At 68.7% G+C, this 17238-nt stretch carries 18 protein-coding genes; 9 read left to right on the top strand and 9 right to left on the bottom strand.

From position 1 onward, the window contains the following. Positions 1 to 313: 313 nt before the first annotated feature. Positions 314 to 865 (bottom strand): HD domain-containing protein, encoded by a 552-nt coding sequence (locus JUB11_RS31235; protein WP_207462717.1) that lies wholly within the window; start codon positions 863 to 865, stop codon positions 314 to 316. 116 nt (positions 866 to 981) lie between these two features. On the opposite strand from JUB11_RS31235, the gene JUB11_RS31230 reads away from it, so the two are divergent. Then, the gene (locus tag JUB11_RS31230; RefSeq protein WP_207462716.1) at positions 982 to 2172 is read left to right on the top strand and encodes a VWA domain-containing protein; all 1191 of its coding nucleotides are present in this window, start codon (positions 982 to 984) and stop codon (positions 2170 to 2172) included. A gap of 18 nt (positions 2173 to 2190) precedes the next feature. Here JUB11_RS31230 and JUB11_RS31225 read toward each other — a convergent pair whose 3' ends face one another. The 5 genes from JUB11_RS31225 to JUB11_RS31205 form a co-directional block, all read right to left on the bottom strand. Continuing rightward, a complete protein-coding gene (locus JUB11_RS31225; protein WP_207462715.1) occupies positions 2191 to 2406 on the bottom strand; it encodes a transcriptional regulator in 216 nt (71 codons plus the stop codon). 211 nt (positions 2407 to 2617) lie between these two features. Continuing rightward, on the bottom strand, positions 2618 to 2983 hold the full coding sequence (locus JUB11_RS31220) for a helix-turn-helix domain-containing protein (protein WP_207462714.1): 366 nt from the start codon (positions 2981 to 2983) through the stop codon (positions 2618 to 2620). Beyond that, positions 2970 to 3266: a DUF6516 family protein gene (locus JUB11_RS31215; protein ID WP_207462713.1), complete on the bottom strand. Its 297-nt coding sequence runs from the start codon at positions 3264 to 3266 to the stop codon at positions 2970 to 2972. Before JUB11_RS31215 ends, JUB11_RS31220 begins: the two co-directional genes overlap by 14 nt. A gap of 70 nt (positions 3267 to 3336) precedes the next feature. Next, complete coding sequence (locus JUB11_RS31210) at positions 3337 to 4458, bottom strand: tryptophan 7-halogenase (protein WP_207462712.1); 1122 nt, start codon at positions 4456 to 4458, stop codon at positions 3337 to 3339. Positions 4459 to 4479: 21 nt separating this feature from the next. Further along, a complete protein-coding gene (locus tag JUB11_RS31205; RefSeq protein WP_207462711.1) occupies positions 4480 to 6381 on the bottom strand; it encodes a LodA/GoxA family CTQ-dependent oxidase in 1902 nt (633 codons plus the stop codon). A gap of 372 nt (positions 6382 to 6753) precedes the next feature. On the opposite strand from JUB11_RS31205, the gene JUB11_RS31200 reads away from it, so the two are divergent. The 3 genes from JUB11_RS31200 to JUB11_RS31190 all read left to right on the top strand — a co-directional run bounded on the left by JUB11_RS31200 (position 6754) and on the right by JUB11_RS31190 (position 10453). Further along, positions 6754 to 8091 (top strand): 8-oxoguanine deaminase, encoded by a 1338-nt coding sequence (locus JUB11_RS31200; protein WP_207462710.1) that lies wholly within the window; start codon positions 6754 to 6756, stop codon positions 8089 to 8091. A 119-nt stretch (positions 8092 to 8210) separates the two neighbouring features. Continuing rightward, complete coding sequence (locus JUB11_RS31195; RefSeq protein ID WP_207462709.1) at positions 8211 to 9665, top strand: NADP-dependent isocitrate dehydrogenase; 1455 nt, start codon at positions 8211 to 8213, stop codon at positions 9663 to 9665. A 422-nt stretch (positions 9666 to 10087) separates the two neighbouring features. Continuing rightward, the gene (locus tag JUB11_RS31190; RefSeq protein WP_207462708.1) at positions 10088 to 10453 is read left to right on the top strand and encodes a GcrA family cell cycle regulator; all 366 of its coding nucleotides are present in this window, start codon (positions 10088 to 10090) and stop codon (positions 10451 to 10453) included. Between the two features lie 87 nt (positions 10454 to 10540). Here JUB11_RS31190 and JUB11_RS31185 read toward each other — a convergent pair whose 3' ends face one another. Further along, positions 10541 to 11428, bottom strand: a complete 888-nt coding sequence (locus tag JUB11_RS31185) for an HNH endonuclease family protein (RefSeq protein ID WP_247887457.1) — start codon at positions 11426 to 11428, stop codon at positions 10541 to 10543. Positions 11429 to 11553: 125 nt separating this feature from the next. Next, on the bottom strand, positions 11554 to 12483 hold the full coding sequence (locus tag JUB11_RS31180; protein ID WP_207462707.1) for an SDR family NAD(P)-dependent oxidoreductase: 930 nt from the start codon (positions 12481 to 12483) through the stop codon (positions 11554 to 11556). Between the two features lie 284 nt (positions 12484 to 12767). Here JUB11_RS31180 and JUB11_RS31175 point away from each other — a divergent pair, with 284 nt between their 5' ends. Next, positions 12768 to 12992: a hypothetical protein gene (locus tag JUB11_RS31175; RefSeq protein ID WP_207462706.1), complete on the top strand. Its 225-nt coding sequence runs from the start codon at positions 12768 to 12770 to the stop codon at positions 12990 to 12992. A 104-nt stretch (positions 12993 to 13096) separates the two neighbouring features. Then, positions 13097 to 13321 carry a hypothetical protein gene (locus JUB11_RS31170; RefSeq protein WP_207462705.1) on the top strand — a complete coding sequence of 75 codons (225 nt, stop codon included), beginning with the start codon at positions 13097 to 13099 and terminating at the stop codon, positions 13319 to 13321. Here JUB11_RS31170 and JUB11_RS31165 read toward each other — a convergent pair. Further along, entirely contained in the window at positions 13300 to 14055 is a 756-nt protein-coding gene (locus tag JUB11_RS31165; RefSeq protein ID WP_207462704.1) for a glycosyltransferase family 2 protein, read from the bottom strand. The two genes, JUB11_RS31170 and JUB11_RS31165, sit on opposite strands and share 22 nt — an antisense overlap. A gap of 177 nt (positions 14056 to 14232) precedes the next feature. On the opposite strand from JUB11_RS31165, the gene lptF reads away from it, so the two are divergent. The 3 genes from lptF to JUB11_RS31150 all read left to right on the top strand — a co-directional run bounded on the left by lptF (position 14233) and on the right by JUB11_RS31150 (position 17027). Next, positions 14233 to 15420 carry an LPS export ABC transporter permease LptF gene (lptF, locus tag JUB11_RS31160; protein WP_207462703.1) on the top strand — a complete coding sequence of 396 codons (1188 nt, stop codon included), beginning with the start codon at positions 14233 to 14235 and terminating at the stop codon, positions 15418 to 15420. 9 nt (positions 15421 to 15429) lie between these two features. Continuing rightward, positions 15430 to 16374 carry a glycosyltransferase family 9 protein gene (locus JUB11_RS31155; RefSeq protein WP_207462702.1) on the top strand — a complete coding sequence of 315 codons (945 nt, stop codon included), beginning with the start codon at positions 15430 to 15432 and terminating at the stop codon, positions 16372 to 16374. Positions 16375 to 16517: 143 nt separating this feature from the next. Next, positions 16518 to 17027 (top strand): flagellar biosynthesis regulator FlaF, encoded by a 510-nt coding sequence (locus tag JUB11_RS31150; protein WP_207462701.1) that lies wholly within the window; start codon positions 16518 to 16520, stop codon positions 17025 to 17027. Positions 17028 to 17238 lie beyond the last annotated feature (211 nt).

Genomic DNA, 17238 nt, shown 5'->3' with positions numbered 1-17238 from the left:
TCACAACAGGCAAACCCCTTCCTTTTAACCGACTTTCTATCGAGTTCTGTGCAAGCCGTAGCCCCAAGGGGAGAGGGGATTAAGTTAGCATCCATGCGCATCCGCGTGGCTGACGGTGGAAAGGCGGTCGGATGCTCGGTTTCGTCGGTCGACTCTCAAAGTTAGCGCCTATGCGCTTTCGCGGGGGTGACGGTTGAATTGTCGTCCTGTCCAGATACTCTGTTCTGAACGTGCGACGTTCGCAGTCAAGGCCCAGTGATTCTACAACGCAATCTTGACCGTCTCTGCAAAAGCATTGCTTCCGGCCCAGCCCTCACTTCCCTCCGCCCCGCAGCTGCGCCATCCCGTCCTGGTAAGCCCGGTCGAACAGGGCTTCCAGCCGGGCGTCGATGCCGCGCAGGCCCGCGACGACGGCGTGGGCCCACTCGAAATACTCGGCCTTGCGGGCGATCGGCCAGTCGGCGGGCGGGCTGACCGACATGGAGCGCAGGTTGCTGATCTTGTCGGCCAGCTTCACCAGCTTCGCACGGGGCGAGGCGGTGGGGGCCATGTCGATCTGGCGCTGCTTGCGCTCGGCCTTGCGCAGGCGCTTGTCGTCGGTGGTCTCGGCCACCACGGCGGCGACCTCCGGGCCGAACTGCTGCTCGATCTCCTCGTAGCTGGCGTCGGTGTCCTCCAGCGTGTCGTGCAGCAGGGCGGCAATCACCACCACCGGGTCCTTGCCCTCCGTCGCCTCGGCGACCAGCAGCGCCACCTCCGACAGGTGGTTCACGTAAGGCTCGGCCCGCACGCCCTTGCGCCGCTGGTCGATGTGGCGGGTGGCGGCGAACTCCAGGGCTCTGGCGAAATCGAGCAGGGCGGTCATGGCATCCGTCTCATTGTCTTTCTTCGGACCGGCTTTTCCTCGAACCGGCGTTTCCCGCCATCATGGCGCTTCTCCCCGTCCGGCGCTAGGATCGACGGGATTCGGGGAGCTGCGTCATGTTCACACACTTCTTCTTCGAGCTGCGCAAGGCGGGCGTCCCGGTCTCGCTGACCGAGTATCTGACGCTGATGGAGGCCATGAAGCGGGGCGTCGCCGGCCACAGCGTCGAGGCCTTCTACTATCTCAGCCGCTCCTGCCTGGTGAAGGACGAACGCAACATCGACCGCTTCGACCGCGTGTTCGGCCACGTCTTCCAGGGCATCGGCGACCTGGAGGGCACCGCCGGGGAGGTCGCCGCCCGCGACCTGCCGGAGGAGTGGCTGCGCAAGCTGGCCGAGCGCTTCCTGACCAAGGAGGAAAAGGCTCAGGTCCAGGCGCTCGGCGGCTGGGACAGGCTGATGAAGACCTTGGCCCAGCGGCTGGCCGAGCAGAAGGGGCGCCACCAGGGCGGCTCCAAATGGATCGGCACCGCCGGCACCTCGCCCTTCGGCGCCTACGGCTACAACCCGGAAGGCGTGCGCATCGGACAGGCGGAATCCCGCCACCGCCGCGCCGTCAAGGTCTGGGACAAGCGGGAGTTCCGGAACCTCGACGACCGGGTCGAACTCGGCACCCGCAACATCAAGGTGGCGCTCCGCCGCCTGCGCCAGTTCGCCCGCACCGGCGCCGCCCGGGAGCTGGACCTTCCCGGCACCATCCGCGCCACCGCCGGCAACGCCGGCTGGCTCGACCTGAAGATGGTGCCGGAACGGCACAACACGGTGAAGGTGCTGCTCTTCCTGGACGTCGGCGGCTCCATGGACGACCACATCCGGCTGGTGGAGGAGCTGTTCTCCGCCGCGCGCGGCGCCTTCAAGCATCTGGAGCACTACTACTTCCACAACTGCCTCTACGAGAGCGTCTGGCGCGACAACCGCCGCCGCTTCGACGAGCGCATTTCGACTGTGGAGGTGCTGAACACCTACCCGCCGGACTACAAGCTGGTCTTCGTCGGCGACGCCGCCATGAGCCCCTACGAGATCGCCTACCCCGGCGGCAGCGTCGAGCACTGGAACGAGGAGCCGGGCCAGGCCTGGATGCAGCGGGTGCTGGCCGTCTACCGAAAGGCCGTCTGGCTCAACCCCGTTCCGGAAGCGCAATGGCCCTACACGGAAAGCACCCGCATGCTGCACCGGCTGATGGACGGCCGCATGTACCCGCTGACCCTGGAGGGGCTGGACGCGGCGATGCGGGAGCTGGCGCGGTAAGAGGGGTGAACAGCCTGTTTAGAGGCTCCGATAGGCCTGCCGGTCAGCTTCGGAGTTCCATTCGCCGAAATGGCGGAATGGCTCACCGGAAATGTCGGAGGGTGCGCGCGTCAGGGCAACTTGGCCGTCTTCGATTCCATAAGCGATCCTGTCGCCCTCACGCAGGTCGAGGACCTCAAGAACCTGCTTTGGAATGGTTGTTCGTCCATGTCCCGCCAGCTTGCTCGTGATCATTGGCTTCGCCTGTTCTATGTCCTGTTCAACGATCCGGCTACGATCATGCCGCGTTGAGCGTCGAAATGTCCGCCAGTTCCTCGCCCAGTTCGCGCGACAGCCGGTCCAATCCTAATCGGGTTTGGAGGTTGATCCACAACTCCGGCCCATTGCCGCAGAGCTTGCCGAGACGCAGGGCGATGGCCGGCGTCCAAGGGTGCCATGTCTCCGGTCATGCGGCGAAGCGGATGGTGGAGGAAATCTCGTCGAGCGGCATGGAAAGTTGGCCGGTGGCTTGGTCCCGTTCGATCAGGCCAAGTTCCTCGAGGGCGGTCACATCTTCATGCACCCGCTTCACATCACGTCCTAATTCCCGCGCCAGGGCACGAATGCTCCGCACGGGCGCCCGGTGCAGGTGGCGCAGCAACTCGTAACGTTTCGGCGTCAAAACGGCGCAGAGGGCTTCCCAACTCTCGAAAAGGAGCCGGTCCGTCGCTTCCACGGACTCCCCGGCTTCCGTCGCCTTCCAGGCGGCCACCAGCTCCGCGCCCGCCCGTTCCAGCGCGCTTTCGGTTACGTGGATCTCACGCTTTGCCATGATCCCTCCTCCAATCCGCAACCGCATTCAGGAAATCGGCGACCAGCTGCTCGACGCCGGTGAAACGGTACGGCTCCTCGCCATCCCCCAGGTGCCGGTGATCACCCTTGCCGCGTTCGTTGTCGAAGCCAACCACACGCCGTCCTTCAACGATGTAGGCCAGCCGATACTTGAATCCATGTGTGGTGGGTGGAACCGGTTCCGGGACCTTCCAGACCACCAGTTCGGCAAAATCACGGCTGCCGAAGACCACGCGGCGGCGAATGACAAGATCGGCTTTCATGTTGGCCTATCATGCCAACACAGTTGAGAACGTCAAGCGTCCGTGCAGCGCGAGCAACGGATGGATGGCGTCACGGCGCGGTCATGTCCGCCCCATGCCGCCGGCTCCAGAAAGCCCTCTCCGCCCAGCGGCGTTCCAGCCCGTACCAGGCGCGCAGGTGCGCCCTGTAGGCGTCGCGGATGGAGGCGATGCCCGCCCGGTAGTCCGCCAGCGCCGTGCCGTCTCCGGCGAGGTGCCGGTCGGCGGCTTCGGCGGCGGCGAGGCCGGTGTAGAGGGCGTTGAACAGGCCCTGCGAGGACAGCGGGTCGAAACCCAGCGCCGCGTCCCCCACGGCCAGCCAGCCCTCGCCCGCCGGGGGATCGAGCGCGCTGCTGTGGGCGGCGCAGAAACCCGCTTCGCCTTCCGGCGCGAAGCCGCTGCCGGACAGGATGCCGGACAGGAAGGCGCGCTCCGACGCCCGCCGCATCAGGGCGCCCCGGTCCCGCGCGTCGGTCGCTGCCGGCAGGTCGGCGTCGGTGTGGAAGGCCAGGACCCGGCGGTTGCCGGGCAGGGGGGCCGTGTACCACCAGCCGTCGGGATCGGCCTCTATGTGGGTCAGGCCGGACTGCCGGCCGGCGGCGTCCCGGCCATGCAGCCAGCCGCAGACCAGCCGGTCGCCGGTTTGGCGCCGCGCCCCCATCCCGCGCGCGAGCGGGGAAGCCCGCCCGCCGGCGTCCACCAGCAAGCGGGCGCGCACCGGCAGAAGCCGCCCCTTGTAGGCGAGGTTGAGCCGCCAGCCGTCCTCTTCCCGCGCGACGCCCCGCGGCTGCGCGGGAACGAGCAGCGCCGCCCCGCGCGCCGAGGCGACGCCGCGCAGCCAGCCCTCGAACCGCGCGCGGTCGAGGTGCCAGCCCGGCCCGTCGGGATCGCGCAGCCCGTCGGCCTCCACCGGCTCCGGCCCGCCCCAGACGGACCGGCCGCCATGGCATGGCGCGTGCCCCTGGGCCAGGAAATCCTCCCACAGCCCCATGTCGGCGAGCAGGCGGCGCGCCGCCGGGGCCAGGGATTCGCCGATGCGGACGGCGGGCGCGTCCCGCCGGTCCACCAGCAGGACGCGCCGCGAGGGCGCGAGGTTGAGCGCGAAGGCCGCCCCGGCCGGCCCGGCGCCGACCACGACGGCGTCCGCCTCGATCACCGGCGTCCCGCCCGGCATCGCCTCACGCCCACCCGTTGATCAGCGCCCGGACCGGTGGCGCTGGGCGCTGGGGAAGCGGCGCACCTTGTCGATGCCCTCAAGCCCCTCCCTCGCCGAACGGGGCTCGACCGAGAGCTGGACGGCGGCACGGGCGCGCTTCTCATGCTCCGGAATCGCCCGGTCGCCGACCTCCATGACCTTGGGGAAGGGCGAGCCGTCCGCCGGGCCGGGCACGCTTTCCACCAGCGCGACCGCGTCGATGTTGTCGATGAAGAAGTTGATCTGATCGACGTAGGTGCCCTTGCCCAGGCTGTCGTCCCATCCCGCGCGCCGGGCGAAGGCGGCCAAGCGGTCGGGCATCTCGGCGCTCTTGTCCATGACCACCGCGTAATCGTCGGGCGTCAGCACCTCGTTGGGCACGCGCGCCGGCCAGAAGGTCGGGATGTAGGGATCATAGGCCGTGTTGTAGCCGGACCGGCAGCTCGCCGTGTCGGTCTGCCAGGGAACCGCCATCCAGCGCGTGATGCCGCCGGGCCGCTGGCCGGTGAGCGGGCCGTCCGGCCGCTCGCAGGTTTCCCAGGTCAGGACGGCGCCATAGTCCGGCTCCTCCCCGGCCGGGGCATGGAGGAAGCGGTACGGCCCCATGAACATCGACGGGGTGCGCACCGGCCAGGTCATCTCGCAGCCAGGATGAAAGGCGTCGGCCAGGCAGAACTCCAGTGAGGCCTGATCGAGCGTCGCCGGCTGCTCGGCGACCGGCACCTCCTCAAGACGGCGCGGCGGCTGCCAATCCGGATCGTAATCGTCCAGGAACTTGCCCTCGGCCCATTGCTCCAGGAAGCCGAGCTGGGTCGCCGTCAGTTCGGTGTATTGACGGGGCGTGTCCGTCGCCGGGAGGCTCATGGCGTCGCCATACACCCAGGGCCAGGGCACCGGTGACCAGGCGTCGCGCTCATAGACGCGGAACTGGTTGGCGAGCTGCCGGCGCTGCTCCTGCGCGGCGTCGCTCTTGTCGGCGAGCCGCGCGAGCCAGTCCGGGGAGGTGAAGTCGTAGGGCGACGCCCAGCCGAATCCCTTGGCGAAGCCCGCGTTCACCCATTGCAGGCGGCTCATGCGCTCGAAGATCGGGCGGATGTCGCGCTGGAAGGAGGGCTGCTTCGGCTTGGTGAGGAAGCGCTGCTGGTAGGCGAGGTCGCGCATCAGGTCCCACATGGTCCGGACGGACTTCTGCTGGGGCGCGTAGTTGGGTGGAGCGACGACGATCCAGGCCGGATCGACCGGAAGGGCCTTGCCCTTGTAGGTCACGGTGGCCGTCACCGGCCCGTCGGAGGTGTCGTCGTGCCAGCCGTCGTTGTTGGCGAAGGTCACGGCGCGGGCGTTGTTGTAGGAGGCCGACAGGCCATGCCCGCCGAGCACGATCAGCCGCCCCGCCTCGTCCGTGGACAGCTCGCCCAAATAGACCGGCTTGTCCATGAAGCGCCCGGTGTCGAACCGCACGCCGCCCTGGTTCGCGCCGGCGATGCCGCGCGGGCCGGGATCGATGACGAGGTCGTCCCGGTGGGCCACCTGGGCGTTGCGCCGGTAGGAGGGGGGCGCGTCTGCGGCTTCCGGAATGTCGAGGGCGAGCTGGAACTCGTACCAGGCGGCCTTGGTGTTGGCGAGATGGACCGTCCAGGCGATCTCCGCCTCGCTGTCCCCGGTCAGTTCCGCGACCGGCTTGCCGGCCGCGTTCAGCCCATAGACACGGAATCGTGCCGCCTGCCGCTTCAGGGCGCCGGACGCGTCGCGGTAGAAGCCCGGCGCTTCCGGAGCCGGATCCGGCACCTCCGGCCCGAGGAACCATTCCTCCGGGCTGTTGCCCACGCGGGCCACGCCGATCGCCGGGTAGATCGCCGCCCTGACGATCTCGTGACCTTCCGTTCCGTGCCTTCCGCTCGCCATATCACCCTCCCTTATGGTTTTAGGCCTCGCGATGGATGCCTATGGGATCAAGCCTATAACGAGAAAGCTTTAAGGAATATTCAACCATATGCACACGAACGGATGCGAGCGCTGCTTCGTCCCCCGGTCGCTTACCGGGATCACGCGTGTTGGAGAGGGCGGGCTGCCAGTGCTCTGGCTGCTGCGTGCGGCTATTTTCTAGGATAGCATTCCTTTTTGGCCGCAGGTGGGGTCCGCAGGCGGTTCGTCAGGCCGCCGGGGATTCGCCGCCAAACCTCGCCTTCGCTCTTCCATCACCTTCCGGACCTGTGACGTCCGGCCTTGCCGCCGGTTTGGCTCGGCATCGGACGGTGACGAGGGAAGGGGCGTGCCATGAGGCTTTGGATCAAGGATCCCCTGGCGATCCTGGCGGATGGGGCCGCCCGCGGACTGGTGGTCGAGGATGGGCGGATCGCCGAGCTGGTGCCGTCGGGGCAGGAGCCTTCGGCGCCGGTGGACGCCCAGTTCGAGGCGGGGGAGCATGTGGTGCTGCCCGGCCTGATCAACACGCACCACCATTTCTTCCAGACGCTGACCCGCGCCCTGCCGGCCGCCCTGGACAAGGAGCTGTTCCCCTGGCTCCAGGCGCTCTATCCGGTCTGGGCGCGGCTGGACGCTGAGGGGCTGCGCTCCGCCGTCCAGGTGGCGATGGCGGAGCTGATGCTGTCCGGCTGCACCACCACGACCGACCACCATTACGTCTTCACCGACGGGCTGGAGAACGCCATCGACGTCGAGGTGGAGGTGGCCCGGTCGCTGGGCATCCGCGCGGTGCTGACGCGCGGGTCGCTGGATCTGTCGGAGAAGGACGGCCAGACGCCGCCGGACGGGATGGTGCAGGACGAGGACACCATCCTCGCCGACAGCGAGCGGCTGATCCGCACCCACCACGGGGCGGGGGAGGGGGCGATGGTGCAGATCGCGCTCGCGCCCTGCTGGCCCTTCTGCGTGACGCGCTCCCTGATGGAGCGGACGGCGGAACTGGCCGCGCGGCATGACGTGCGGCTGCACACCCATCTGGGGGAGACGCAGGACGAAATCCGCCTCTGCCAGGAGACCCACGGCTGCCGCCCGCTGGACTATCTGGAATCCTGCGGCTGGCTGTCGGACCGGGTCTGGCTCGCCCACGGTGTCCATTTCAACGCGGACGAGATCGGACGATTGGCGCGGGCCGGCATGGCGGTGACCCACTGCGCCTGCAGCAACCAGGCGCTGGGCTCCGGCCACTGCCCGGTGCACGCGATGGAGCGGGCGGGGCTGGCGGTCGGGCTGGGGGTGGACGGTTCGGCGTCGAACGACAGCTCCAACCTGATGCAGGAGGTGCGGGCGGCCTTCCTCCTGCAACGGCACCATTACGGCGTGTCGGCGGTCGGGCATCGGGACGCGCTGCGCTGGGCGACGGCGGGCTCGGCCGCCTGTATCGGCCGGCCGGACCTCGGCGCCATCACGGCGGGGCGGCAGGCGGACCTCGCCCTGTTCCGGCTGGACGAGCTGCGATTCGCCGGGCACGGCGACCCGCTGGCGGCATTGGTGCTGTGCGGGGCGCACCGGGCCGACCGGGTCATGGTCGCCGGCCGCTGGACGGTGGAGGACGGGCGCATTCCCGGCCTGGACCTCGCCGAACTGGTCCGCCGGCATCAGGCCAACGCGCGCCGGCTGCACAGCGCCTGATGGCCGGCGGGGGAGGCTGCGGCGGAAGGGCGCGGGCATGGCCGGTTCCGTCCGCCGCCCATTGAATTCGCCTGCCCCTTTCGTCTAGGGTCGCGCGGACCCCCGGAGTGCCTTTCCGCATGCGCGACACCACCATCACCCCGATCACCGTCGCCAAGGGCGACGGCATCGGTCCCGAGATCACCGACGCGGTGCTGCACATCATGCAGGCGGCCGGCGCGCGGCTGAAGGTGGAGGAGGTCGCGGCGGGCGAGGCCGTCTACCGGCGCGGCCACGCGGGCGGGCTGGACGCCGCCGGCTGGGCCTCCATCCGCCGCACGCGCGTCTTCCTCAAGGGGCCGATCACCACCCCGCAGGGTCACGGCAACAAGTCGCTGAACGTCACGGCGCGCACGACGCTGGGGCTGTTCGCCAACGTGCGGCCCTGCGTGTCCTACCACCCCTACGTCCGCTCCCGGCACCCGCGCATGGACGTGGTGATCATCCGCGAGAACGAGGAGGACCTCTACGCCGGCATCGAGCACCGGCAGACCGACGACGTCATCCAGTCGGTGAAGCTGATCTCCCGGCCGGGCTCGGAACGCATCGTCCGCTACGCCTTCGACTACGCGCGGGCCAACCAGCGCCGCAAGGTCACGGCGCTGGCCAAGGACAACATCATGAAGCTGACGGACGGGCTGTTCCTCCGCATCTTCTATGAGGTCGCCAAGGAATATCCGGAGATCAAGGCCGACCACCTGATCGTGGACGTCGGCGCGGCACGGCTGGCCGACCAGCCGGAACGCTTCGACGTGATCGTCACGCTGAACCTCTACGGCGACATCGTGTCGGACATCGCAGCACAGATCACGGGCTCGGTCGGGCTGGCCGGTGCCGCCAACATCGGCGACGCCTGCGCCATGTTCGAGGCGATCCACGGCTCCGCCCCGATGATCACGGGCCAGGACATCGCCAACCCCTCGGGCCTGCTGATGGCGGCGGTGATGATGCTGGTCCACATCGGGCAGGGCGACGTCGCCGCCCGCATCCACAACGCCTGGCTCAAGACGCTGGAGGATGGCGTCCACACCACCGACGTCTTCTCCCGCGGCAACAGCAAGCTGAAGGTCGGCACGCAGGACTTTGCCCAGGCCGTGGTGGAGCGGCTGGGCCAGCTCCCGGTGACGCTGACCAGCGTCGGCTACGCCACCTTGCGCTCGGCCGTGGACCGCAGCGTGCTGCTGTCGCCGCGCCGCGTCGCGGTGAAGGAGCTGGTGGGGGTGGACGTCTTCCTGCACTGGCCGGGCGGCGACCCGGACGAGCTGGCGGGCTTGGTCGGGCCGCTGGGCGGCAACGCGCTCCAGCTCTCCACCATCTCCAACCGGTCGCAGACGGTCTGGCCGAACGGCAACGCCGGGGTCTTCTGCACCGACCACTGGCGCTGCCGTTTCCTGGCCAGCACCGGGGTCGTGAAGCATCAAGATATTGTGTCCCTGCTCGGCCGGCTTGCCGAAGCCGGGCTCGACTTCATCCAGATCGAAAATCTCTGCACCTTCGACGGAAAAGCGGGCTTTTCCGCCCTCGCCAGCCCCTGACAGGGGCGGAGCCCCTTCCACCGCTTTCGCCACATTGACACCAGCCTTTGCGGGGCGTGTCCGGAAACGCCACAAAATCTGGTGGCGCAAAGGACTCGGACTGCGCTCCTTTCGAGGTGCCCAGAACGTGAAAAGCGGGATTCGCCCTGCCGAATCAAGGGCTTGCCGGGGGCCCTCCTCGACAGACCGGTCGGGGTACCTCTGAGAGGTGTGTCCTCAGGGCCATGTCCGGTGTTATTCGGCCATGAGTCGGTGACTTATGCACAGGAATCCTGCGAGTGCCCTCTATCGCTGTGCACGTGCATCTGGTAGCGTCGCTCCAGCTTGGCACAAAATGTTGCGGCCTTATGGAAAAGCTTCCGCTTGGGCCGAAAGACATAGACGCCGAATAGGGTACCGCTTTCGCAGCAGGGAGATTAGGGATGAATTGGACTGAGGAACGGGTTCAGCGTCTCAAGGATCTGTGGGCCCAGGGATTGAGCGCGAGCGAGATCGCGGACGCCCTCGGCGACATCAGCCGCAACGCGGTGATCGGGAAGGCGCATCGCCTGGGCCTCTCCGGCCGTCCTTCGCCCATCAAGAAGAAGCCGACCCGCGGCGCCACGATTCTCAGCCTGACCGAGCGCATGTGCAAGTGGCCGGTCGGCGACCCCAAGCATCAGGATTTCCACTTCTGCGGCAAGACCGCCCACAGCGGCCTGCCCTATTGCCTGGAGCACGCGGCTGTGGCCTACCAGCAGCCCGCTCCCAAGAAGCGCGACGAGGCCCGTACCGTCAACGTGGCATGACGGCCCGGTTCCCCGGGTGCCCCGGCCGGATCACCGGCATCGGCACCCGGACCGTATCCTTTGACGTAAGGGGTCTGGTCCCGACGGTCACGGGGCAGCACCCACCTGGCCGCGTTCGGCCACCTGGTTGCGGCAGTCGGCGAGGATGTTGCCGACCGTCACCCGCTCGCGCTCGTCCATGCTGAGTTCCCAGCGGGCCTTCACGGCGATCCAGTCCGCGATGTAGAGGCACAGCCCCTCGCGGCGCGGCGGCAGCCATTCCTCCGGCCCCTTGGCGCCCTTGGCGCGGTTGGCCTCGGCCGCCACGGCCACCAGCGTGCGGGGATCGCTCAAATCATTGGCGAAGGCTTGGCGCCGATCACGGTCCCATCCGTGCCCTCCGCTGTTGTGGGCCTCCTCCAGGGGGATGCGGTGGTCGATGTCGAGCTTGCGCGGGTCGTGGAAGGTCACGCCCGTGTAGGGATCATGCCAGGTTCCGGACTGGATCGAGCAGCCGTTCGTCGCGAGGCGCGGCGGCTCCGCCGCGTCGCGGATCAGCACCTCTTCCCGCGTGTTCAGGCAGTTCCGGTCCGCATCCACCCAGTGCGGCCAGTCTTCTCTCCGGTAGCCGCGCCGCATCTCCGGCTCCACCCGGATGCCGTCGAGCTGCGCCTGCACGCGCGCATGGTCGATGGAGGCGTCCGCCGGAGCGGAGGGCGACGGGGACCGGGTCTGGGCGGGCGGAGCGGATGGCCCGCGCTCGGCCGTGCGCCTCGGCGCCGGGGCCGGTTCCTCGCCGGTGAGGGAGGCGAGCGTCCCCGGCGGCAGGACCCCGAAGCGTTCCGCGGCGAACACGGCGCCGAGGATCAGGACCAGCAGCAGGATCCCGCGAAGCGACAGCGACCGTCCGCGCCGCGCCCCGCCACTCCGTGAGGTCCCGCCGCGCTTGGCTCCGCCCCGCGTGCCTTTCGGTGCTCCCCTGCCATTCCAGCCCATCGCCGCCTCGGCCCTGTTTGCGCTTTCGTAAGCGCAAACAGGCGGGCGGTCCTTTGGTCGTCCGGACCGGGCGGGCTAACGCCGCATATCCCTATAATCTCCCGAGACGGATGCGGCGGAAGACGTCAGGGCATGCGGCCGGTGAGGGTCGCCGACAGACCCTGCAGGAGACCGATCTGGCAGCTCATGCCGAAGACCTCGCGCAGCCGGGCCGGGTTGCCGATCGACACGCGGATGTCGCCGAGGCGCGGGGGCAGATGGTTGCGCCGGATCTTGCCGTTACAAAGCTCCTGCAGCACGTCGAGCAGCATCAGGAGCGAGGTCGGCCGGCCGGTGCAGAGGTTGTAGACGGTGGCCCCCTTCGGCTCGCGCTCCATGGCCGCGGCGAGGAAGCGCACCACGTCGCCGACGAAGACGAAATCGCGCACCTGCTGGCCGTCGCCGTGGATGTCCACGTCCTCGCCCCGCGCGACCTTGCGCGAGAAGATGGAGATCACGCCGGAATAGGGGGAGGAGGGATCCTGGCGCGGCCCGTAGACGTTGAAGAAGCGGAAGCCCACCGTCGGCACGCCGTGGATGTTCCAGGCGACGCGGGCGTGCAGCTCGCAGCCGAGCTTGTCCACTCCGTAGGCCGACAGCGGGACGGTGGCGGAGCCTTCGGCCAGCGGCGTGTCCGGGTTGTTGCCGTAGACCGCCGCCGAGGAGGCGTAGACCACCGGAACCGGATGGCCGTTCCGGGCGCTGCGGGCCGCCTCGAAGACGGTGACCGTGCCCGAGAGGTTGGTCCGGTGCGTCTCGGCCCACAGTTCGCGGGACCGCTGGACCGAGGCCACCGCGGCGAGATGGAACACCCCATCCACCCCTTCCATGGCTTGGCTCACCGCGTCCGGGTCCGCGACGTCGCCGACCACGAGTCTGGCCGCGGCCGGCTTGTTCTCCAGCCGCCCGGTCGAAAGGTCGTCGAGAATGGTGACGCGGTGACCGTCGTCGATCAGCCTGTCGGCGAGGTGCGATCCGATGAAGCCGCAGCCGCCCGTGATCAGGTAATGGGCCATGCCCTTCCCCCGCTGGTGTTGTGGACCACCCAGAAATTGTCATCGCGTTCGGAACAGGGCAGCCCATCTTCGGGGGTAGGAGCGGGCGCAGGCTGGGCAGCGCGCCCGATCCGCGGGCGGCCGAAAGGGACGGCGCGGCGGGGCGGTTCGGAAGGCCCCCGGCGCATAGGCGCCACCGCTGGTTCAACAGGCTTATGCACCGCTTTGTCCACCATCCTGTGGATAAGATGGGTCCGGCGCCGGGACCCTTGCCGTTTTCCTGAACCGCATGGTATTTTCCGCGAATGGTAGAGACCAGACGCACCGGCGACCGCGCGAACGACCTGATCCGCCCTGATGGCGGCGGCGGGCGCCTGCTGCCTGCGGGGCCGCGGGGCCGGGCCGACGCGGTCCAGGGCGGGCGCCAGCGCGTGCCGACCCTGCGCCAGCTGGCAGGCCTCGTCGTCAACGGCATCCTGACGCTGCCGCGCAATTACCGCCGTGGCATGTTCCTCGACGTGATCGTTTAAACCGCCCGCCGGTCGCCGCGGGTTGCGGCGGCATGCCGAAGAGGGCTAGCATTCCCCGGAGTGCGCCGGTACAAGGCGCCGTCCAGGGAGACAGAAAACACGTCATGATCCAGATTTTGAAACTGGCCGCCTACGGGCTCTGGGCCGTGGCGGGCAGCGGCGTCCTCGCCGCGATCTACGGCCTGTTCATCCCCGACATGGCGATCCTGGTCTCCGCCGGCTGCATCTTCTCCTTCGCGCTGCTCATCGGCTGCATTGCATGGGCGGTCAAGGACAACCTGGAATCCAAGCAGCGCGCCGCCGCGGGTCAGGGCGACGGGACGGTGTAGGCCGCCGCCTCCGGTCCGAAGATCCGGCCGAGGAGGGCGGGCGGCAGCTCGTATTGCGGCAGGCACAGGCTGCTGCTGCGGCCGTGCAGCGTGTGCAGGCAAAGCCCCTCGGTGTCGGGAAAGGCGGTGAACCGGAACCGCTCCCGCGCGGCCCGTGCGAAGGGCGCGTCCTCGCAGGCGTTGACCGGCGGAAAGCGCAACGCTTCCCACACGTGGCGCCGGTAGGCGTAGGAAAAGCCGTAGCCGAGCAGGTTGTCCTCCGACGGCGGGCTGTCGGGCGCGTCGATGTAGCGGCGGCCCGTGCGGCCCCAACGGTGGTGCGCCCCGCCGCGCGCCGTGTCCCACCAGCCGAAGCTGCCGAGAAGCGTGCTGTAGAGGAACCAGCCGGACAGCGTCGCGAAGTCGGCCCCCTCCTCGAGCCGCGCGACCATGCGCTCCACATAGGCCGGCGCATAGAAGTCGTCGTCGTCGAAATGGACGATGATCTCCCCCTTCGCGTGCTCGGCCAGGAAGTTGCGCTTCTCGCCGACGGCGTGGCGGGAGGAGGAATGGAAGTATGTCAGGCGGGGTCCCGTCAGCGGCTGAAGATAGGCCGAGGGGCTGGGGCTGTCGTCGAAGACCAGCCACTCGATCTCCGGATAGGTCTGGCTCATGACGCGGGCATGGCACAGCGGCAGGAAATCCTCCCGCGCCCAGCTGGGCGTCAGGACGCTCACGAGGGGCCGGGCGGCCATGGCTCTTTCCTTCGGTGGCGGCGGCTTGGGAATGGCGGGGCCGCATGATGGAACCGGCGCCCCGGCGCTGTCCAGCGCCGATCCGGCCACCGGGCCTTGCACTGCCTTTGGATGAACACTTGACCCCAGGGCTTCCGGCGGTCAGCTTCATGCCCGGATTCCCGCCGGCGAACACACATGAATCGACTTCAACGGTATCTGTTCCGCAACATCTTCATCGCCACCCTCTATTCCACCGCCGGCCTGACGCTGACCATCTGGCTCACCCAGTCGTTGCGCCTGATCGAAATGGTGGTCGAGGCAGGCGCCCCGTTGCAGATCTTCCTGTGGCTGCTGGTGCTGACCGTGCCCACCTTCCTGGGCGTGGTGCTGCCCATCGCGCTCGTGGGGGCAGCACTGTTCACCTACAACAGGCTCGGCACGGACAGCGAGCTGGTCGTGATGCGGGCCGCCGGCGTTGGGCCGGTGTCGCTCGCCATGCCTGCCATGGCCATGGCGACGGGTTTGATGGGAATCGTCTACGTGCTCAATCTGTGGATCACCCCGGCGGCGCACCGCGAACTGGTCCACATGGAATATGCCGTGCGGAACGACTACTCCCAGCTCTTCCTGCATGAGGGCGTGTTCAACGATCTCGGCAAGGGCATGAGCATCTTCATGCGGGAGCGGGATTCGGAGGGCAACCTGCACAAGGTGCTGATCCACGATGCCCGTGTCCCGGAAAAGCCGGTGACGATCATGGGCGACCGCGCGGTGATGCTGACCGAGGCGGCGGGCGCGCGCTTCGTCGTCTATGACGGAAACCGCCAGGAACTGGACCGCGCGACCGGACGGCTTTCCCAGCTTTTCTTCGAACGCTATGCCGTCGATCTGAAGGTGCTGTCGGGCGGATCGGCGGACCGCTATCCCGACTCGCGGGAGCGGTCCACGGCCGAGCTGCTCGCGCCTCCCGCCGGGGCCGTGACCAACGAAAAGGTGCGGCGCGATCTCGTCGCCGAACTGCACAACCGCTTTTCCTCTCCGCTGTTGGCGCTCGCCTTCATGGGCATCGCCCTGGCCAGCCTGCTGTCCGGTGAGTTCAGCCGCCGCGGTCAGACATCCCGCATGACGGTCGCGGTGCTGTTGGTCATCGTCCTGCAAGCGTCCGCTCTTGGGATGAATAGCCTCGCCAGCGCGAATCCGGTCTTCGTTCCGATGATGTACGCGCTTCCTCTGCTGGCGCTCGGCCCGTCATCCTGGCTGATCGCCCGCGGCCGCCGCCTTGGTGGTGGGGGCGGGCAATCGCGGTCCGGCCGGCCTGGCTCCGGCCGTCCAAGTTCCAACCGCCCGGCGGACGGACGGCTGAGCGGCCAAGCAAGCGGATAGGGACGGCTCTTGAGGATCCTGTTCATCACCTCGAACCGGCTCGGGGACGCCGTGCTGTCCTCGGGCCTGCTCGCCCATCTCGTCGAGCAGCATCCCGGAGCGCGCCTCACGATCGCCTGCGGCACGCTGCCGGCGCCGCTTTTCCGCGCCGTGCCGGGGCTGGAACAGCTGATACCGATGGCCAAGCGCCGCTTCGCGCGGCATTGGCTGGACCTGTGGCGGATCTGCGTGGGCACGCGCTGGGACCTCGTGGTGGATCTCCGGAACTCGCCGGTCGGGCGCTTTGTTCCGGCGGCGCGGCGCGCCTTCCATGCCAGCCGTCCCGCGCTGCACAAGGTCGAGGAGATCGGCTGCGTTCTTGGCCTGGCCCCGCCGCCGCCACCCCGGCTGTGGCTCGACGCGCCGGCCGAGGCCGAGGCGGACCGGCTCCTGGGAACGGGCGGGGGGCCGTTGCTGGCGGTCGGTCCGACGGCGAACTGGCGCGGCAAGGAGTGGCCGGTCGGGCGTTTCGCGGAACTCGCGCGCCGCCTGACGGCACCCGGCGGCGCTCTCGAAGGTGCCAGGGTCGCCGTCTTCGCCGCCGGGCCGGAGCGGGAACGGGCGCAGCCCCTTCTGGACGCGCTCGGCGACCGGGCCGTCGATCTCACCGGCCGCACCGACCCGCTGGCGGCCGCGGCCTGCCTCCGGCGCGCCAGGCTCTATGTGGGCAACGATTCCGGCCTGATGCACATCGCCGCGGCGGTCGGAACCCCGACGCTCGGCCTGTTTGGGCCTGGCTACCCCGAAGCCTACGGTCCGTGGGGCAGCCAGGCCCGCGCCCTGACCGGGACCGTGCCGCGCGCCGTGCTGCTGGAGCGGCTGAAAGCCGATCCGAACGCGCTGGACCTGATGAACGGGCTTTCCGTCGATGCGGCGGAAGCAGCCGCGCGCGACCTCATCCTCGGCGCAAGTTGAAACATTTTTTGTAAAGGGCAGTCCATCACTACCCCTTAAGTTGACAAGGGAAAGGCGATGGCGGACAATTCCACGGATGGTGAAACGGCTTTGAACATGGCCGTTTCCGAGGGTTTCCAGCGGGCTGGTCCAAGGGTTTTGTCATGAAGCCGACACCGAAATACGTAAGCAGGCCGTCTTCGGAAGACCCGCGCGACGTCGAGGCCTGGGCCTTGGCCGAAGCGGCGCGCCGCCTGATCGACGCGGGCCGCGACGGCAGCGCGGAGGCGCTCCAGGGCGCTCTTCAGCTGAATCAGCGGCTATGGACGATCTTCCAGGCTGCCATGACGGAAGATGACTGCGGCCATCCGCCGGAGGTCAGGACGAACATCGCGGCCCTGTCGCTGCTGGTGGACCGTGAGACGATGGCGCGCCTCGCCGATCTCGACGGCTCCAAGATCGACACGCTGGTCAACATCAACCGGCAGGTCGCCAGCGGCCTGCTGCAGCAGTTGCAGGCGGGCGCCGCCCAGGCGGCGGCTCCGGCCCAGGCCCCGGCCGCCGCTCCGGCTGGCGCTGCTCACACCGGCGCCGCGCCGCACCGGCCCATGCCTCAGGCGACCTCGCCCGAACAGCCGCCGGTTCGGCGGGAGTCCCTGAGCATCTCGATCTGACCCCGGCCCCAAGCTCCGGTGCTTTCCGGAGCTTGGGATGCAGGGCCGAGGGCATAGCCCGACCCGGACAGCCATCGCTCCAACGAAAAAGGCCGGCGCCACATAGGCGCCGGCCTTTTCCTTTGGTGCGCCCAGCATGGGCGTTCTCTTGTGGGTGGAAGTCCCATCGTAAGCTGATCACGGCGAGCGAAGTGAAGCGCAATTGCGGAAG

This window comes from Azospirillum sp. SYSU D00513, from assembly GCF_017356015.1.
Lineage (GTDB): Bacteria > Pseudomonadota > Alphaproteobacteria > Azospirillales > Azospirillaceae > Azospirillum.
The sequence above is the reverse complement of the archived record's forward strand: the minus strand, read 5'-3'. Positions and strand labels throughout refer to the sequence as shown.